The organism is Nautilia lithotrophica (assembly GCF_054656815.1).
In genome coordinates this window covers 226039-240541 of record NZ_BAAHXN010000001.1, presented here as the reverse complement: position 1 = coordinate 240541, position 14503 = coordinate 226039, and the positions used below count along the sequence as shown (strand labels likewise).

Here is a 14503-nt window from a genome sequence, read left to right as displayed (position 1 = left end):
CTTTTTTGATGGTAAAACACGTATTTAGAAAAATTTTTGGAACAAAAAACGACAGAGAACTTAAAAAATATTTTGCCAGGGTAAAAGAGATAAATGCTCTTGAAGATAAATACTCAAAAATGAGCGACGAAGAAATAAAAGAAGAGTTCAATAAAATAAAAAATCAGATTCTTGAAGAAGTAAAAAACGGAGCGGACGAACAGGAAACGTTAAATAAATATCTCAATGATGTTTTTGCAATGGTAAGAGAAGCCAGCAAAAGAGTTCTTAATATGAGACATTTTGATGTTCAATTAGTCGGTGGTATGGTTCTGCACGAAGGTAAAATCGCCGAAATGAAAACTGGTGAGGGTAAAACCCTTGTAGCGACACTGCCGGTAGTATTAAATGCCATACTCGGAAAAGGCGTGCACGTTGTAACAGTTAACGATTATCTTGCCCAAAGAGATGCAAGTGAAATGGGCAAACTTTATGAATTTTTTGGTTTTTCTACCGGATGTGTAGTTGGCGGAATGGAAGATTACGAAAGAAAAGAAGCTTATGCCAAAGACATTACATACGGGACCAATACCGAATTCGGGTTTGATTATCTTAGAGACAACATGGTGTTTGACATAAACGACAAAGTTCAAAGAGGGCATTATTACGCAATAGTGGATGAAGTTGACTCAATTTTAATTGATGAGGCGAGAACACCTCTTATTATATCAGGACCCGCCAATAAAAGAGTGGAAGATTACGTCCGAGCCGACGAAGTTGCCAAAAAACTTGTAAAAGATGAGCATTTTAAAGTTGATGAAAAAGATAAAGTGGTTTTATTAACGGAAGAGGGGATTAAAGAAGCTGAAAAACTCTTTGGTGTGGATAATTTATATACACCCGAAAACGCTATTCTTGCTCATCATCTTGACCAGGCACTTAAAGCAAATTATCTTTTCCAGGAAGGTAAAGATTATATTGTCCGAAAAGGTGAGGTTTTAATAGTTGACGAGTTTACGGGAAGAATTGCAGAAGGTAGAAGATTCAGTGAAGGTCTTCACCAGGCGCTTGAAGCAAAAGAGGGTGTTGAAATTCAAGAAGAATCCCAGACTTTTGCCGAAACAACATATCAGAACTATTTCAGACTTTACAAAAAACTTGCCGGTATGACAGGAACAGCACAGACCGAAGCGACGGAGTTTATTGAAATTTACGGACTTGAAGTTATTTCAATTCCTACTAATAAACCGGTAATCAGAAAAGATAAAAACGACCTCGTATATAAAACGGAAGAAGAAAAATTTGAAGCGGTTGTTAAAAAAATAAAAGAGCTTCACAAAAAAGGGCAGCCGGTTTTAGTAGGGACTACAAGCGTTGAAAAAAGTGAATATTTAAGCCATTTATTGAAAAAAGAAAAGATTCCTCATACTGTTTTAAATGCGAAAAACCACGAAAAAGAAGCCCAGATTATTGCACAGGCCGGTAAAAAAGGTGCGGTAACAGTTGCCACAAACATGGCTGGTAGGGGTGTTGATATTAAAATAGACGATGAAGTAAGAGAACTTGGCGGACTTTATATTATCGGAACTGAGAGACATGAGAGTAGAAGAATCGACAATCAGCTAAGAGGTCGTTCGGGACGTCAGGGTGATCCGGGTGAGAGTCAGTTTTATCTTTCTTTGGAAGACGATCTTTTAAGAATTTTCGGAAGTGACAGAATCAAAAACATTATGGACAGACTCGGTATCGAAAGAGGTGAACATATAGATTCCAAAATAGTAAGCCGTGCGATTGAAAATGCTCAGAAAAAAGTTGAAACAATGCATTTTGAGGCCAGAAAACATATCTTAAAATACGATGATGTTGCTAATGAGCAGAGAAAAGTTATTTATGCATTCCGTGATCAGCTGCTTGATCCTAATTACGACATAGAAGCTAAAATAAATGAAATAAGAAACGAATTTGTAGAGTATATTTTAAGTGAAGCTGATATTTTCCCACATTCGCTTGAAGAAGATTTTGACCTTGAGAACTTAATAGCTCATCTTAAAGAATATACCGGGGTTGAATTTACTAAAGATGAACTTAGCGGAAAAGACTATGAAGCTCTTAAAGAATATCTCGTAAACAGATTAAAAGAAGAGTATGAGAAAAAATTCGAAGAAGCGTCACCTGAAGATAAAAACAGAATTCAAAGACAGGTTATGCTTCAGGTTCTTGATGAGAGCTGGAGAGATCATCTTTATATGATGGATATTTTAAAAACCGGTATCGGACTTAGAGGATATAATCAAAAAGACCCTCTTGTTGAGTATAAAAAAGAGAGTTTTAATCTCTTCCAAGAGCTTATTCAAAGAATTAAAATAGAAAGTATGAAAATACTTCATAATTTGCAAATAGAATACCAGCAGCCGGAAATTGACCCTGATATTGCGGAATTTATGGATGCTATTAAGGGTAAAAATATTGATGATATTCTAAATGCCATTCCGGAAGTGCCGGAAGATATGGAAAATGCCGACGTAGATGAAATAATGAAACAGCTAGAAGCCCAGACTGAAGCGTTAAAAGCGGAATTTGAAGCAAAACAGCAAAAAAAAAGAGTAAAAAGAAATGATCCGTGCCCGTGCGGCAGCGGTAAAAAATATAAAGACTGCTGCGGGAAAAGCCCTAAATTTTAAAAATGAATAAAAAGTTCGTTAATTTTATAATTAAAAGATATCTAAGGTTTGATAAAAAACATCCTTTTATTTACATAAGTTTTATTTTGGCCTTTCTTGGCATTATGACCGGTGTTGCCACGCTTATGATAGCCATGGGCATAATGAACGGGATGGATAAAGAATTCGAAAAAAAACTTAAAGTTATGAATTATCCAATAACAATCTATTCTTCCCTTGTGGAAGTTGATGATAAACTGCTTGCCAAACTTCAAAAAAAATTTCCCGATTTCAAATATTCCCCATACATAGAAAGCAGTGCAGTTATTCAAAAAAACTCTTTAAACGGCGTTATGCTTTATGGTGTTGATTTTAAAAAAGAGGCAAAAATAAATTATATTTTTAAAAATGCGGTTAAAGATATTAAAAAGCCAGGGCTTTTTGATGTGGTAATCGGAAGCAGACTTTTTTCAGATCTTGGAATTGCAAAGGGTGAAAAGGTAATTATGATTTTTTCAAAACTATCACCTATGGGGTTTGGTATATCGCCTATACTTAAAAAAGTAAAAATTGCGGGAGTGTTTAACAGCGGCCTTATCGCATACGATAAAGGTATAGCATATATGAATATAGAAGGTCTTAAAAGAATTTTACATCAGAAAAACTACAGCGGAATTCATATTTGGAGTCCAAATCCCTTTAAAGACATTGATAAAATTAAACAAATTGTCCCCCCAGGTGTGGGAGTAATTGGCTGGTGGCAGCAAAACGGAAATTTTTTTGCAGCTCTTAAAATGGAAAAAAGAGCACTTTTTTTGGTGTTGATGCTCATAATTATAGTTGCCGCACTTAATATTATAAGTTCACTTCTTATGATGATAATGAGTAAAAGAAAAGAGATAGCATTGATGCTTTCTCTTGGGGCGAGTCCTAAAGAAGTGAAATCCATTTTTTTAAAACTCGGAACTTTCATCGGTGTTTTAGGTATTACATTTGGTGCTTTGCTAGGCGGTATTGGAATATGGGTTTTAAAAACGTTTGACATTATAAAACTACCGGCCGACGTTTATGGCGTGAGCAGACTGCCAATAGACCTGAGCCTTGTGGATTTCGGACTGATAATATTCGGTGCTTTTGTAATCGTTATACTTTCAAGCATTTATCCGGCGATTAAAGCCAGCAAAACGGATGTGCTTGAAACACTGAGATATGAATAAAGAGAATGAAAATAAAAATGAAACATTTTGAATTGTGATATAATTTCGTAAAAAAGGACGTTTTATGCAAGGTGCTATGACCGCTCTTATAACCCCGTTTAGAAACGGAAAAGTAGATGAAGAAACGTATGCTAACCTTATCCAAAGACAGATTGATAACGGAATTGACTGGGTAGTGCCGGTTGGAACAACAGGTGAGAGTGCCACTTTAACTCATGACGAACATAAAAGATGCATAGAAATAGCCGTAGAAGTATGTAAAGGCACAAATACGAAAGTTTTGGCAGGTGCCGGAAGTAATTCCACACATGAAAGTATAGACCTGGCTAAATTTGCCCAATCCAAAGGTGCCGATGCGGTTTTAAGCGTATCGCCATATTACAATAAGCCTACACAAAGAGGGCTATATGAACATTACAAAGCATTGGCAAATGCAATAGATATTCCTGTGGTGTTATATAATGTGCCTGGAAGAACATGTAGTAACATTGAAGTGGAAACAGCAATAAGGCTATTTAATGACGTCGAGAATATAGTAGCGATAAAAGAAGCAACGGGAAAAATAGAAAACGTAGTGGCACTTTGTGCAAACAGCAATATAAGTGTGATAAGCGGTGATGACGCCATAAATTATCCAATTATGGCAAGTGGTGGGAAAGGATGTATTTCCGTTACTTCAAACCTTCTGCCAAACAGAATAGCAGATTTGATCCACAGCGCTTTAAAAGGTGATTTTGATACCAGCAGAGCGATAAATGAAGAGCTTTATGATCTTAATAAAATTTTATTTATTGAAAGTAATCCGATCCCTATCAAATTCGCTATGTATGAAGCAGGACTTATTCCGTCACTTGAATACAGACTGCCACTTTGCGAACCTAGTGATGATAACAAAGCAAAAATCAAAGAAATTTTAAAAAAATATTTATAAAGGAAGTTGATGAAAGGTAAAACGTTAGTAATAAGCGGTGCAACAAGAGGTATCGGAAAAGCAATTGCCGAAAGATTTGCAAAAGAGGGAATCAATATAGCTTTTACATATAATTCAAACGAAGAAATTGCAAACAATCTTGCAAAAGAGTGGGAAGAAAAATACGGCATTAAAGCAAAAGCATACAAACTCAATATTTTAGAACCTGAAACATACAAAGATCTTTTTAAGCTTATAGATGAAGATTTTGACAGAGTTGACTTTTTCGTCTCAAACGCAATAATCAGCGGTAGAGCGGTCGTAGGTGGATTCGGTCCTTTTATGAGATTAAAGCCTAAAGGAATCTGTAATATTTTTACTGCAACAGTTAATGCTTTTGTGGTTGGTGCCCAGGAAGCTGCCAAAAGAATGCAAAAAATAGGGGGTGGAAGTATAATTTCACTAAGCTCCACAGGTAATCTTGTATATACACCAAACTACGCAGGACACGGTTCAAGCAAAGCTGCTGTTGAAACTATGGTTAAATATGCAGCTGCAGAACTTGGTGAATGGGGTATAAGAGTTAATGCGGTAAGCGGCGGGCCGATAGATACCGATGCGCTTAAAGCGTTTCCAAACTATGAAGAAGTAAAAGCTGAAGTTGAAAAAAGAAGCCCTCTTAACAGAATGGGAGTGCCGGAAGACCTTGCAGGAATTACATACTTTTTATGCACGGATGAAGCAAGCTGGATTACCGGACAGACGATAGTTGTTGATGGTGGAACGACATTTGGAGGAAAGATTGGTTAATGTCTATAATCACTGAAGATGGAATGAAGCTTTATAAATACGAAGAATGGAAAAAACGGCTTAAAAACATACCTAATATTTTAGCTTTTATCAGAGTATTTATGGCATTTTTGATGTATCTTTTTTTAGTAAACAGAGATTTTTTTTCCGGAATTCATGAAAGCTGGCTTGATTACTTTGCCGCTTTGATTTTTGTAATTGCAAGTGTGACCGATTTTTTTGACGGATATATTGCCAGAAATTTTGAAGCAAGCAGCAAATTAGGGGAAATTTTAGACCCTCTTGCCGATAAAATGTTGATACTCGGGGCTTTTTTGGGGCTTTTATATCTGCATAGGGCAAATGCCTGGGCAATTTATCTTATATTAGTTAGGGAGTTTTTTATAACCGCCCTTAGAATCGCGATGGTTCAGGAGGGATTAAGCGTAAAGGCTTCGTTTGCGGGGAAAGTTAAAACCGTCTCTCAAATGGGAGCCATAGGGTTTTTGCTAATGAACTGGCCTTGCGCTAATTGCTTATTGTGGATAGCCGTAATTCTTACGCTTTACAGCGGATATGACTACGTAAAAGTATATGTGAAAGCTCAAAGATGATCAGTGCTATTATAATACTTTCTTTTTTGATTTTTTTTCATGAGCTTGGGCATTTTCTTATGGCAAAACTTGTCGGCGTTAAAGTAGAAGTTTTTTCAATAGGATTTGGTAAAAAGCTGATATGTAAAAAGTTCGGGGATACAAACTGGTGTCTCAGTGCCATACCTCTTGGCGGATATGTTCAAATGAAAGGACAGGACGATACAAATCCTTATCTTAAAAATAGCGATCCGGATTCATATAATTCTAAAACACCTTGGCAGAGAATATTAATCCTTTTAGGCGGTCCCGGGTTTAACTTTTTGCTTGCATTTTTGATTTATCTTTTTATAGCGTTTACAGGATGGACGAAACTTGCACCCGTAATAGGTAAAACAATACCCGACACCCCTGCGGCAAAAGTGCTTAAACCTGGTGACAAAATTGTAAAAATAAACGGGATTGAAATTAAATCATGGGATGAAATTTCACCAATAATCCAGAAATCTGACATATTACATCTGCTTATTGAGAGAAATAACAGATATTTGAGTATTGATCTAAAACCTAAAATCGAACTCCAAAAAAATATTTTCAACGAAGAAATTAAAAGAAAAATAGTCGGAATCATCCCGAGCGGTGATATAGTAAAAGTTCACTATTCGCCATTTGAAGCCGTAAAAGTAGCATGGGATAAGTTTGTTTATGATTCGATGCTTATAATTAAGGGCGTTCAGAAACTTATAACTGGGGCCGTAGGGCTTAATACACTAAGCGGACCTATAGGAATTGTGGATATTACGGCAAAAGTAGCAGATTACGGATGGCAGCCTCTTTTACTATTGGCAGCACTTTTAAGCGTAAACTTGGGTGTTTTAAACCTTCTTCCGATTCCGGCGCTTGACGGCGGGCATATTATGTTTAACCTTTACGAAGCGGTTTTTAAAAGGGAAGTCAGCGAAGAGATAATGGTAAAACTCACAATAGGAGGATGGATAATACTCGGAAGCTTGATGCTTATAGGAATATACAACGACTTACACAGACTCATAGGAGGGTAAAATGACTTTAGATGAATTAATACAAAGAGTGGAAGCCGCAAGACTTAGAAGAAGCGAACATTTAATTGTTCAAATCGTTGCCGTTACTAAATATACAAAAGACACCGAACCTCTTAGAAAACTTTATGCGGAAGGCCAAAGAGCTTTTGGCGAAAATAGGGTTCAGGATATGGAAGATAAGGTAAACGCACTTAGCGATCTTCCGATTGAGTGGCATTTTATAGGAAACCTCCAAAAAAACAAAATTAATAAGCTTCTTAAACTAAATCCTTTCATGATTCAGTCAATCAATTCTTATGAATTAGCGGAGGCTATCAATAAAAGAGCCGATAAACCTGTAAGGTGTCTTTTGGAAATTAACTCTGCAAAAGAGCCTACAAAACATGGTCTGGCTCCGGAACTTGCGGTTGAAACATATTTGAAAATCAAAGAAAATCTGCCAAATATCAACTTGCAGGGTGTAATGACCATAGGTGCGCATGTGGATGATGAAGCGGAAATTAGAAAAAGTTTCAGACTCACATACGATATATTTGAAAAACTAAAACCTTACGGGGCAAAAATATGCTCGATGGGTATGAGCGGTGATTTTGAAATTGCGATAGAAGAGGGCAGTAATATGATTAGAGTCGGAAGCGCCCTTTTAAATTCATACCTATGAAAACAACACCTTCGGTAATAATCAGGATTTTTATATGGCTGGTTTTAATACTCGGGGGTATTGCCCTTTCTCTTTATTTTGATTTTAAATATTTTAAATCTCTTCTTTTTAATCCTCTTTTTCATATAATCACATTAATTATTGGGTATTTTGTCCTTAAATTTGCTTTTCATGCCGCAGCGGTAGGCGGCAGAGAATTAAACAGATATGGACGCGAAGGTGATATTCCAAGGCTTGAGACCAATAAACTGGTTACGTCAGGAATATATGAATGCACCAGGCATCCGATGCTTTTCGGACTTGTGCTTCTGCCTTTTGGGATTGCGCTTTTTTTGGGCCTTCCGAGTTTTATACTCTTTATTGCTCCGCTTGAAGCGTTTTTTATATTTATTATGGTAATTACGCTTGAAGAAAAAGAAGCATATATGAAATTTGGAGAAGATTATCTGAAATATAAAGAAAAAACACCCCTTTTTCCAAAAACAAAAGAGTGTTTTAAAAAATTATTTTTTGATTAATTTTACTGTTACACTTTTATCAAAATATTTTTTTATATCTTCTACCTTCTCAGGTGTTAAAGCGTTGATTTTTTCTTCATATTCAAGAAGCGGCGCAATATCGCCTTTTGCAAAATAATCTCCGTAAATGTTGCTAACTCCCGAGCTGCTTTCAAGCTGAGTTAAAAAGTCCATTTTGGTCTGGTTTTTAACTTTATTTAATGCTTTTTTGGTAATTTTTGTATTTAAGAGTTCTTTTTTAAGTTCTTTTTCCACCAAATCAGGACTTACTCCCGGGTTACATATTGCAAGAGCCAAAAACACGCCCGGGTCGATTAATTCCATATTATACGCATACACTTCACTTACAAGGGCCTTTTTGTTTATAAGTTTCTCACGCAAAACACCGCTTTTTCCACCGCTGAGTATCTCGCTGTATGCACTGAGTGCAAACTGGTCTTCATGTCTGAAGTCGGGAATTCTGTAAGCAACGGCTACTATATCGACTTCAGTGTCTCTTTTTAGGATTACATGTCTGTCCCCATCAAGTTCAGGCTCTTTCATATGGACTTTCGGTATTTTTTTTCTGTTTTTAATGTGTGAGAAATATTTTTCCGCAGAACTGAATACATCTTCCGGGTTTATATCCCCTGCAACGAGTAAAAACGCGTTTTTCGGCTGGTAAAACGTTTTATGAAATGAGCGGATATCTTCGATACTCCAGTTTAAAATATCTTCTTTAAATCCGATAGGCGTCCAGTGATACGGATGGTAAAGATAGGTGTTGTTAAAAAGTCTGAAATAAAGATATCCGATAGGATTGTTATCCGTTCTCCAGAGTCTTTCCTCATATACTACTTTTCTTTCACGTTGAAACTCATCGTCATTTAGATTCAGGTTTTCCATAACTTCACTGAAAAGCTCAAACGTTTTATCAAGATACACACTTGAAGTTTTAATGTAATAGTGCGTATAGTCAAATCCGGTGGATGCGTTGTCTACTCCTCCGAGGCTTTTTACTATTTTGTCAAATTCCCCTTCAGCGAGGTTTTTTGTGGATTTGAAGTTCATATGTTCAAGCATATGGGCAATTCCGCTTTTGCCCATTATTTCGTTTCTGCTTCCGACTTTGTAGTAAATATTGCTCGTGATTACGTTAGAGCCTCTGTTCATAGGTATTGCGATTACTTCAAGGTTGTTTTTTAGTTTGTGAGTATAAAATTTATGAAGCATTCAAAGCCTTTTTTTGTGTTATCATATCATAAAAATTTTTAAGGTAGAAGTATGTATGATATAGTAGTAATAGGAGGAGGAGTTTCAGGGTTTGTGGCTGCTGTAAACGCCAAAAGGTTTTACCCTTCAAAAAAAGTTGCCTTAATCGAAAAAAATCCCAAAAAATTAATACCCTGCGGAATTCCGTATATTTTTAACACATATACAATAGACGATGATTTAATGCAGCTTGATAAAAAACTTGAAAAATTCGGCATAGAGTTAATAAAAGCGGAAGTGGCATCAATTGATATAAATAGTAAAAATATTATGTTAAATAGTTCAGATAAAAAACTAAAGTTTGACAAATTGATAATTGCAATGGGTTCCAAACCCGTTGTTCCGTCCATTGAAGGTATAGAAAACGCATATTTTGTAAAAAAGGAATATAATTATTTAAACAATCTGGTAAAAAAAGTAAAAGACGCTGAAAATATTACTATTATAGGCGGCGGGTTTATAGGACTCGAACTTGCCGATGAGCTTTCAAAAAATAAAAGCATTACATTAATCGAAGCTATGGAAACTCTTCTTCCTAATTCATTTGATAGTGATTTTTCAGACGTTGTAAAAGAACTGGTTTCAAAAAAAGTTAATGTATTATTAAATTCAAAAGTTACAAAAATTACTAAAAATGAAGTGGTTGTAAACGGAAAATCAGTAAAAAGCGACTTAACCTTTGTGGCGACCGGTTTTAGACCGAATACGGAAATATTCAATAAAGTTTTACCTTTGAATGAAAAAGGTTTTATTAGGGTAGATGACTATTTCAGGGTTTGTAAAGATGTGTTTGCTGTAGGTGACTGCGTGGAACATAAGGAATTTTTTACTTCAAACCCCACGCCTTTGATGCTTGCTTCAACGGCAGCGTTTGACGCAAGGGTTGCGGCTGCCAATCTTTATAATTTAAGGATTATCAGACATAATAAAGACGCTTTAAATATCTATTCCACAATAATAGACGGCAGGATGTTTGCGGCTGTCGGGATTACCGAAAAAATGGCAAAAGAGCAGGGGTTTGAAGTAGTTGTTGCAAAAAGCACGACTCATTCAACGCATCCGCCGAAATTTACGCATTCAACCGAAGTGACATTAAAACTGATTTTTTCAAAAAAAGACCTGTATCTTTTGGGGGCTCAGTTAAGCGGCGGTTTAAACAGCGCGGAAATAATCAATATTTTAAGTCTTGCTATCCAAAAAAGTGCAACTGCAACGGATTTATATACGATGCAGATAGGAACGCATCCTATTTTGACGCCTCCGCCGACGTTTTATCCAATTTCGGCAACGGCGGCAGAAGCGTTAAAAGAAAATTAAGAGGATTTGTTTTCAAGTTTTTTAGGGATTTCCGTTCCTATCGCCTCACTAATGTGGTTAAAGCCGTCTTTTTTTAGAAGTTCAATTAAACCTCGGTTTATTTCTCCGATAATTCCCGGACCTTTATATATTATAGCCGTGTAAACCTGAAGAAGTGAAGCGCCGGCTTTTATTCTTTTATATGCCTCTTCGGCGCTGTCTATTCCGCCGACACTTATAATAGGAACTTTTCCGAACACTTCGGAAGCTACGATTCTTAAAACTTCATAACTTCTTTTTGCAAGGGGTTTTCCGGAAATTCCGCCCCTTTTAATTTCGCTTTTTACAAGGTCGTAATTAACTGTTGTATTTGTGACTATAATTCCATCTGCACCTGCCAAAACGGAATAATTTGCAAGGTTTATAATCAGTTCGTCTTCCATATCGGGTGAGAATTTTATAAGGATAGGTTTTTTTGTGAGGTTTTTAAGCTCACCAAAGAGATTTGAGATAAACTCTGCATTTAAAAGGTCTCTTAATCCCGGTGTGTTTGGTGAAGAAATGTTAACTACGAAAAAGTCCACAACGTCTTTTAATTCGTTTACAAGGATTTTATAATCGTCAATCGCCTTATTTTCCGGCGTTGTTTTGTTTTTACCTATGTTTGCACCTATTGGAAGAATAAAAGGATAGACTTTTTTAAGTCTTTTTTTAATGACCTGAACGCCTTCGTTGTTAAATCCGTAAGCGTTTTGGACCGCTTCGTATTCTATGTGTCTCCATGCTCTTGGTTTTTCGTTTCCGGGTTGAGGCTTTGGTGTTACAGCCCCGATTTCTCCCCATCCGAATCCTAAAGCCGGCCATCCGTATATCATAGTCGCATGTTTATCAAATCCCGCGGCTACGCCTACAGGGTTTTTAAAATCAAGACCCCAGATTTTTTGATTAAGCATAGGGTCATCTACAAAATTGGCTTTTACCAAAGGATTGAAAAAAAGAGGGCATCTTCTGGCGGTTCTTAATGCCATATCCACTAAATCATGGGCAAGTTCGGGATCTGTTTTATATATAAGAGGTTTAATCAGTTCAAAAAAACTCATAAAAAGCCTTTTTTGTTAAAATTATACTCAAAAAATAAACTCTTTTAATAAATTTATTTTTTTATAAACATTGAAAGTTTTTTCAAGTCAAATTTTAATGTTGTAAGATATGTAACTATTACTACACAAATTCCTGTAGGAATTATAACATTATAATCATAAGTTGTTTCTAATGCTAAAACAACTGCTGTTAAAGGTAATCTCATATTTACACCCATAAAAACTGCTGCACCAATTGCAGCAAAATAAAAAGGTTCTACATTAATATTAAAAATATTTAAAATTTCTCCAAACCCGTATCCAACTAATGCACCAATACTCATTAATGCAATAAAAACACCGCCTACTGCATTTGCATATAATGAAACGCTTGTTGCTAAAATTCTTAAAACGATCAAAACGAAAATCATATATAATGGAAAATGATTAGAATCATTAATTAATATTTTCACTACTTCGTGTCCGCTAAAAGCTGCATAAGGAGAAATAATTAAAATTGTGCCTATTATTAAACTGCCAATTATTGCCATGACTAAATTTTTATTTGAATTTGGAAGTTTTTCTTTTAAAAATTTTAAAACTATATCTTTCAAAGATAAATATAAATATATGAACATTGTTATTACTGGAATAAATAATATTGTTGAAAAGATATATCTATATTCTAAAAATTTACCAATTGAATAGTTAAAAATAAGTGGTTCTAAAAAATACCATGAAATACTAAATGATAATACACTACTTAATATAAGATATCCAGCAAAATTTTTTACAAACTCATATGCTAAATTTTCTATCGCAAACATTATACCTGTAATAGGAGATACAAAAATTGCAGCTATTCCACTACTTGCACCTACACTTAAAGAGACTTTTAATAAATTTTTAGGAATGTTAAGTAAATTATGAAATTTGTGAGCTATCATTGCACCAATAGCCGCTGAAGGACCTTCGTTACCAACTGCAAATCCGCTTGCAATTGAAAGTGATGAAGCAAATATTTTTAAAAACAAATCTTTTATTGTAAATGTTATTTTGTTTTCTTCAACTGCTTTTGCAATTTCAGCAACTCCATATTCTTTAACTTTATCATTTTTGGAAATCAAATAATTAATAATTAATATTGATATAAAAGGAACTAAATATATATACCAAATTGGTAAAAATTGGATATTTTGTATTGGATCACCAAAAAATAAAATAAATGATAAATATTTTGTAAAGAATGCATATATTAATATAAATATTCCAGTAATAATACCAGTTAAAAATGATCCAATTAAAAGATTTTTAATCATATTTATCCTTCTAAATTAATATAAATTACAATCGGCAAAAAAGCCGATTATTAAAAATAAAGTTTTGCTATAACTCTTCTGTTTTTAGCTCTTCCTTCAGGTGTGGTGTTCGGAGCTATCGGATTGGCGTCACCGAATCCTTCCCATGAAAGTCTGTTTTTATCTATACCTAAGTTTATTAAAGCTTCATATACTGCTTTTGCTCTTTTTTGTGAAAGAACGATATTGTATATTTTGTTTCCAGTATTGTCTGTATATCCCTGAATCTGTGCTTTATAAGCAGGGTTTTCTTTTAAAAATTCCGCAAATTTTTTAATTTTAGGCATATATTCTGGTTTAATTACCGCACTATTCAAATCAAATTCAATTTCAAAATTAAAGCTAACGGGACATCCGTATTTATTAACCTTAATTCCTGAAGGCGTATCAGGACATTTGTCCATAAAATCAGGAATACCGTCATGATCGCTATCTAAAGGACATCCGTTTTTATCTACTTTTACACCTGAAGGCGTATTTGGGCATTTATCTATGCTATTTGGAACTCCGTCATGATCACTGTCTGTTACGACGGGTTTTGCCTGATATTTGTTTTTAATCGGTTCAGACAATTGTTTTTGAGTGTTTTGAGGTTCACTTTTAATTGGTTCGTTTTCGTTTGTTCCAAAGTTAAATAAAAATCCAATCATTGCACTGTAATGTGTGTTGATATTTCTAAAATCTCTGACTCCCCTTAATTCTGTAAATAAATTAAGTTGATTGGTAAATTTATATTTTAATCCGATACCCAAATCCGCAATATAAGCGTTTTTATAATTTCCTTTCACCCACTGGTATCCTGCTCCTATAAAATAATACGGGTTTAACTTTGAATGTGAATTAAAATTGTATTCATAATTTAACAGGGCTCTTTTTAAATTTTTATCATTTAATATTCTGCCGCTCTTTTCATATTCAAATCTTATTAAACTGTTTTCGTTTAAATATTTACCTAATCTGAAATTTGCAAAATCATAATTATCCAACATATTTGATTTGTTAACGTGTGTTCTACCTCCAGCTATACCTATTTGATAATTAGCAGCTGCTAAGATTGATGCCGCAATCGACAGTCCGATTAGTGTTTTTTTCATGTTAAACTCCTTAAATTTTTTTTGGAATAGAATTATG

At 34.9% G+C, this 14503-nt stretch carries 13 protein-coding genes; 9 read left to right on the top strand and 4 right to left on the bottom strand.

All coding sequences use genetic code 11. The features are described from left to right. The first annotated feature begins 8 nt into the window (after positions 1-8). From secA to ACYQ19_RS01190, 8 genes are all read left to right on the top strand, one after another. On the top strand, positions 9-2660 hold the full coding sequence (gene secA, locus ACYQ19_RS01225) for a preprotein translocase subunit SecA (protein ID WP_459977552.1): 2652 nt from the start codon (positions 9-11) through the stop codon (positions 2658-2660). A gap of 2 nt (positions 2661-2662) precedes the next feature. Further along, positions 2663-3856: an FtsX-like permease family protein gene (locus tag ACYQ19_RS01220; RefSeq protein ID WP_459977550.1), complete on the top strand. Its 1194-nt coding sequence runs from the start codon at positions 2663-2665 to the stop codon at positions 3854-3856. A 64-nt stretch (positions 3857-3920) separates the two neighbouring features. Continuing rightward, the gene (gene dapA, locus ACYQ19_RS01215) at positions 3921-4787 is read left to right on the top strand and encodes a 4-hydroxy-tetrahydrodipicolinate synthase (RefSeq protein ID WP_459977548.1); all 867 of its coding nucleotides are present in this window, start codon (positions 3921-3923) and stop codon (positions 4785-4787) included. Between the two features lie 9 nt (positions 4788-4796). After that, positions 4797-5576 carry an enoyl-ACP reductase gene (locus tag ACYQ19_RS01210; protein WP_459977546.1) on the top strand — a complete coding sequence of 260 codons (780 nt, stop codon included), beginning with the start codon at positions 4797-4799 and terminating at the stop codon, positions 5574-5576. A 23-nt stretch (positions 5577-5599) separates the two neighbouring features. Next, the gene (gene pgsA / locus ACYQ19_RS01205) at positions 5600-6169 is read left to right on the top strand and encodes a CDP-diacylglycerol--glycerol-3-phosphate 3-phosphatidyltransferase (protein ID WP_459978232.1); all 570 of its coding nucleotides are present in this window, start codon (positions 5600-5602) and stop codon (positions 6167-6169) included. Beyond that, complete coding sequence (rseP, locus tag ACYQ19_RS01200; protein ID WP_459977544.1) at positions 6166-7209, top strand: RIP metalloprotease RseP; 1044 nt, start codon at positions 6166-6168, stop codon at positions 7207-7209. Before pgsA ends, rseP begins: the two co-directional genes overlap by 4 nt. A 1-nt stretch (position 7210) precedes the next feature. Next, the gene (locus ACYQ19_RS01195) at positions 7211-7870 is read left to right on the top strand and encodes a YggS family pyridoxal phosphate-dependent enzyme (RefSeq protein WP_459977542.1); all 660 of its coding nucleotides are present in this window, start codon (positions 7211-7213) and stop codon (positions 7868-7870) included. Then, on the top strand, positions 7867-8388 hold the full coding sequence (locus ACYQ19_RS01190) for a methyltransferase family protein (protein WP_459977540.1): 522 nt from the start codon (positions 7867-7869) through the stop codon (positions 8386-8388). The genes ACYQ19_RS01195 and ACYQ19_RS01190 overlap by 4 nt, the downstream gene beginning before the upstream one ends. Here ACYQ19_RS01190 and ACYQ19_RS01185 read toward each other — a convergent pair. Then, positions 8374-9600, bottom strand: a complete 1227-nt coding sequence (locus ACYQ19_RS01185; RefSeq protein ID WP_459977538.1) for a M16 family metallopeptidase — start codon at positions 9598-9600, stop codon at positions 8374-8376. The two genes, ACYQ19_RS01190 and ACYQ19_RS01185, sit on opposite strands and share 15 nt — an antisense overlap. 51 nt (positions 9601-9651) lie before the next feature. Between ACYQ19_RS01185 and ACYQ19_RS01180 the strand changes: the two genes are divergently transcribed. Continuing rightward, on the top strand, positions 9652-10956 hold the full coding sequence (locus ACYQ19_RS01180; RefSeq protein ID WP_459977536.1) for an FAD-dependent oxidoreductase: 1305 nt from the start codon (positions 9652-9654) through the stop codon (positions 10954-10956). On the opposite strand, the gene pyrD is transcribed toward ACYQ19_RS01180, so the two are convergent. The 3 genes from pyrD to ACYQ19_RS01165 are packed head-to-tail and all read right to left on the bottom strand — an operon-like array spanning position 10953 to position 14466. Beyond that, positions 10953-12035, bottom strand: a complete 1083-nt coding sequence (gene pyrD, locus ACYQ19_RS01175) for a dihydroorotate dehydrogenase (quinone) (RefSeq protein ID WP_459977534.1) — start codon at positions 12033-12035, stop codon at positions 10953-10955. The genes ACYQ19_RS01180 and pyrD overlap by 4 nt on opposite strands. 53 nt (positions 12036-12088) lie before the next feature. Beyond that, positions 12089-13333 carry a chloride channel protein gene (locus ACYQ19_RS01170; protein ID WP_459977532.1) on the bottom strand — a complete coding sequence of 415 codons (1245 nt, stop codon included), beginning with the start codon at positions 13331-13333 and terminating at the stop codon, positions 12089-12091. A gap of 50 nt (positions 13334-13383) precedes the next feature. Continuing rightward, positions 13384-14466, bottom strand: a complete 1083-nt coding sequence (locus tag ACYQ19_RS01165; RefSeq protein WP_459977530.1) for an OmpA family protein — start codon at positions 14464-14466, stop codon at positions 13384-13386. Between the last annotated feature and the right edge of the window lie 37 nt (positions 14467-14503).

What these genes read in the sequence shown, in the direction of transcription:
- ACYQ19_RS01195 (WP_459977542.1), top strand. Translation starts at nt 7,211, where the DNA reads ATGACTTTAGATGAATTAATACAAAGAGTGGAAGCCGCAAGACTTAGA.
- ACYQ19_RS01190 (WP_459977540.1), top strand. Translation starts at nt 7,867, where the DNA reads ATGAAAACAACACCTTCGGTAATAATCAGGATTTTTATATGGCTGGTT.
- secA (WP_459977552.1), top strand. Translation starts at nt 9, where the DNA reads ATGGTAAAACACGTATTTAGAAAAATTTTTGGAACAAAAAACGACAGA.
- pyrD (WP_459977534.1), bottom strand. Translation starts at nt 12,035, where the DNA reads ATGAGTTTTTTTGAACTGATTAAACCTCTTATATATAAAACAGATCCC.
- rseP (WP_459977544.1), top strand. Translation starts at nt 6,166, where the DNA reads ATGATCAGTGCTATTATAATACTTTCTTTTTTGATTTTTTTTCATGAG.
- ACYQ19_RS01220 (WP_459977550.1), top strand. Translation starts at nt 2,663, where the DNA reads ATGAATAAAAAGTTCGTTAATTTTATAATTAAAAGATATCTAAGGTTT.
- ACYQ19_RS01170 (WP_459977532.1), bottom strand. Translation starts at nt 13,333, where the DNA reads ATGATTAAAAATCTTTTAATTGGATCATTTTTAACTGGTATTATTACT.
- dapA (WP_459977548.1), top strand. Translation starts at nt 3,921, where the DNA reads ATGCAAGGTGCTATGACCGCTCTTATAACCCCGTTTAGAAACGGAAAA.
- ACYQ19_RS01180 (WP_459977536.1), top strand. Translation starts at nt 9,652, where the DNA reads ATGTATGATATAGTAGTAATAGGAGGAGGAGTTTCAGGGTTTGTGGCT.
- ACYQ19_RS01165 (WP_459977530.1), bottom strand. Translation starts at nt 14,466, where the DNA reads ATGAAAAAAACACTAATCGGACTGTCGATTGCGGCATCAATCTTAGCA.
- ACYQ19_RS01185 (WP_459977538.1), bottom strand. Translation starts at nt 9,600, where the DNA reads ATGCTTCATAAATTTTATACTCACAAACTAAAAAACAACCTTGAAGTA.
- ACYQ19_RS01210 (WP_459977546.1), top strand. Translation starts at nt 4,797, where the DNA reads ATGAAAGGTAAAACGTTAGTAATAAGCGGTGCAACAAGAGGTATCGGA.
- pgsA (WP_459978232.1), top strand. Translation starts at nt 5,600, where the DNA reads ATGAAGCTTTATAAATACGAAGAATGGAAAAAACGGCTTAAAAACATA.